This is a genomic window from Pseudomonas sp. UBA6323, from assembly GCF_002439135.1.
In the GTDB taxonomy this organism is placed as follows: Bacteria; Pseudomonadota; Gammaproteobacteria; order Pseudomonadales; family Pseudomonadaceae; genus Aquipseudomonas.
Genome location: NZ_DJSX01000081.1, coordinates 1 through 3,057, shown reverse-complemented (window position 1 = coordinate 3,057; position 3,057 = coordinate 1). Strand labels below are relative to the sequence as shown.

At 63.8% G+C, this 3,057-nt stretch carries 3 protein-coding genes; 2 read left to right on the top strand and 1 reads right to left on the bottom strand.

The window, feature by feature from the left end:
• Nucleotides 1–703, bottom strand: a 703-nt coding sequence (locus B3P22_RS19805; RefSeq protein ID WP_296272271.1) for an MCP four helix bundle domain-containing protein, incomplete at its 3' end; no start/stop codon positions are given.
• Nucleotides 704–880: 177 nt separating this feature from the next.
• Between B3P22_RS19805 and B3P22_RS19800 the strand changes: the two genes are divergently transcribed.
• Both B3P22_RS19800 and B3P22_RS19795 read left to right on the top strand, forming a co-directional pair.
• Entirely contained in the window at nt 881–2,011 is a 1,131-nt protein-coding gene (locus tag B3P22_RS19800; protein ID WP_296272270.1) for a lactonase family protein, read from the top strand.
• A gap of 221 nt (nt 2,012–2,232) precedes the next feature.
• Entirely contained in the window at nt 2,233–3,036 is an 804-nt protein-coding gene (locus B3P22_RS19795) for an energy transducer TonB (RefSeq protein WP_419096447.1), read from the top strand.
• Nucleotides 3,037–3,057: the final 21 nt, after the last annotated feature.

Here is a 3,057-nt window from a genome sequence, read left to right as displayed (position 1 = left end):
GGGTCAGGTCGCCGGCGGCGACATGCTGGGCCGCTTCCACGGCACCTTTGAGCGGGCCGACGATGCTACGGGTTAGCAGCCAGGCCAGCAGTACGGTGACCAGCGCGGCGAGGGCGATCACGGCAATGACGATCAACTGTGAGCGGGCGTACTCGTCCGCCGACACCTGGCCTTCCAGGGCAATGCCCTTGCTGTAGATCTCGCCGAGTTCGGCGAGCTGAGCGCCGGTGCCGTCGACTACCGGCTTCATGTCCACCAGCAGCAGCTTGTTGAGTGCTTCGCTGTTACTGCTGCGGGCCAGCACGAAGGAGTCGGCCATACCGCGCTGGTAGGCGGCGAAGTCGCGGCGGAACTGGTCGTAGATGCGCTGCTCTTCCGGCGTATCGATGAAGGGCTCGAAGTCGCGGATGTTCTGTTCGAGCACCTTGTTGCGCGCCTCGTATTGGCTCAGGTAGGTGTCGACGTTGTTCGGGTCGGGGTCCAGCGCCACGCGCAGGGAAATGGTGCGGATGCGCAGCATGTTCTCGCGAATGGAGTCGACGGCGCGGATGCTCGGCACCCAGTCGGTTTCGATGTTGGTGGCCCGCTCGCGGATATTCGACATGGTGGCGAGCGAGAACACGCCGAGAAAGGCCACCATCAGAGCGATCAGGGCAAAACCAAAGGCAGCGCGAGGAGCGATGTTCCAGTTGCGTAGCAGCATGTAAGCCTCACTGGGGGCGGGCAGTCAGAATTGTTTTCGTTATGGGATATCGGCTGGCGAGGTGCCGGCTTGAACCGCTGGATGCGGAGTTTTCGGCGGTTAATGAGTCATTGCAATGAATAGTTACATAGTCGTACGATGACTGACCACAATAATCACAATAGCAAGGCCGCCATCATGATCAGACCCCTCGTATTCGCCGCCACCCTCGCTTCGACCCTGGTGATGTCCGCACACGCTGCCACCTTCGCCTACATCTCGAGCCCTAACGACGGGCTGATCTCGCAGTACCGCCTGAATGACGCCACCGGTGCCATCGAACTGGTCGAACAGATCCAGGCTGGCGACAAGGTGAACCCCATGGCCCTGTCTCCTGACGGCACCCTGTTGTTTGCTGCGCAGCGCGTCGCGCCCTTCACCGTGCTCAGTTACCGCATAGACGCCAAGACCGGGCATCTGGAGAAAATCGGCCAGGCGCCGCTGGCCGACAGCATGGCCTACCTGTCCACGGACCGCAGCGGACGTTTCCTGATGGCGGCCTCCTATGGCGGTGCCTTGCTCAGCGTGCAGGCCATCGGCGCGGACGGCCAGGTAGCGGACAAGATCGCCATCTACAAGACCGGCCCCTTCGCCCACTCGATCCGCTCGGATCTGAGTGATCGTTTCGTCTACGCCGGCAATCTTGGGGCCGACAAGGTGCTGCAGTTCAGCCAGGACAAGACCACCGGCGCACTGACGCCGATCGGCGAAGGCTACGCCAGCACGGCAGCCAAGACCGGACCGCGCCATATCCTGTTCTCGCCCAACGGCAAATTCCTTTATGTGGTGGGCGAGCTGAGCGGCACGGTCAGCGGTTATGCCATCGACGAGAGTAGCGGTGAATTGAAGCAGGTGAGCGAAGCCAATGGCATCCCTGCGTCCCTGGGTCTGGCCCATGGTGAAGCGCGCAGTGCTGCCAACAACGATCTCAAGGATGACCCGACCCCGCGTATCTGGGCGGCCGACATTCGCCTGTCGCCGGACGGCACCTTGCTCTACATCACCGAACGCACCACCAGTTCGGTGTCGGCCTTCAGGGTCGATCCTGACAGCGGCAGCCTGAGCTTCCTTGGCAACTACCCGGTCGAGGAAAAGCAGCCGCGCAACATCGCCTTCTTCCCCAATGGCAAATGGCTGCTGGTGACGGGTGAAAAAAGCCAGACGGTCGGCAGTTACGCGATTGGCGACCAGGGCCAGCTCAAGCGCGTTGGCGAAGCCAGGTCGGGCGATGGCGCGCTGTGGATCGAGATCCTGCAAGCCAAACCCTGAGCGCTCTTGTGCATGACGAAAAAGGATCGCCACGGCGATCCTTTTTCGTTTCAGAATGGGCTCAGATCGTCACCAGGCTGATGCCCTGGCAGCACGGCGTGGCGAATGTGCCTGCACGGCTGACTCCGGCGCAGTTTTTCATGGCGCCGTCACTTCAACGAGCAGAAGGCTCAGGGACTATCCGCGCCCCTCGATTCACGCGACAATCGCCCCCCTATCAAATGACTGCACTGGATACTTCTGCTTTGAACGCCGAGCTGCGCCGTCGCGCCTACCTCGATGCCATGCAGGTAGCCACTTGGCTGCCGCGTACCGAGCTGCCCTTTGCCGCGCCGTCGCGTGCCGAATTGCTGGCGCCGCCGCCTGCCGAAGCGCCGCTGAATGTCGTCAGTGAATCGGTGGCAGCGGTGGCCGAGCCGGTACGCGAGACGCCGGTCGAACGGCCGAAGATCGAAATTCCGCGCCCGGGCGCCCAGCCGCGCCAGACGGCTGTCGAGCCGGTGGCGGAGCCGGAACCTGTCGAGGAAAAAACGGCTCGGGTCATTGCGCCGCCGCCACGTTTCACCCTGCAGCTGCTGCGTGCCGGCGATTGCGCCCTGCTGGTGGAGCTGCCCACCGGTCAGCCGTTCCAGAGCCGCGACCCGGCCTACATCCTGCTCAAGGATCTGTTGCGCGCCGCCGGTCTGCCGGACAGCCCGCAGCTGCTCGGCGAGCCGGTGCGCTGGCCGCTGCTGGTGCGCGGCAACCTGGATCAGGGCCCGGAGGCGGCGCTGGAGTTCGTGCAGAGCTTCGTGGCTGCACGCCTTGAAGAGCAGCCCAGCGCCTGTCTGTGGCTGGTCGGCCTGCCGGCCATTCGCTTCGCCGGCGAGGGTGACGAGCACAGCTACAACCGTGAGCTGCAGATCGAGGGCCTTGGCGCCTGCTGGGCGTTGCCGGGCCTGGAGCTGCTGATGGAAGAACCAACGCGCAAGCGCGAGCTGTGGCAGGCCATGCGGCGCGTTCGCCAGCGTTGGCTAGCTCCGTGACACGATCAGCTGCGCGTCGGC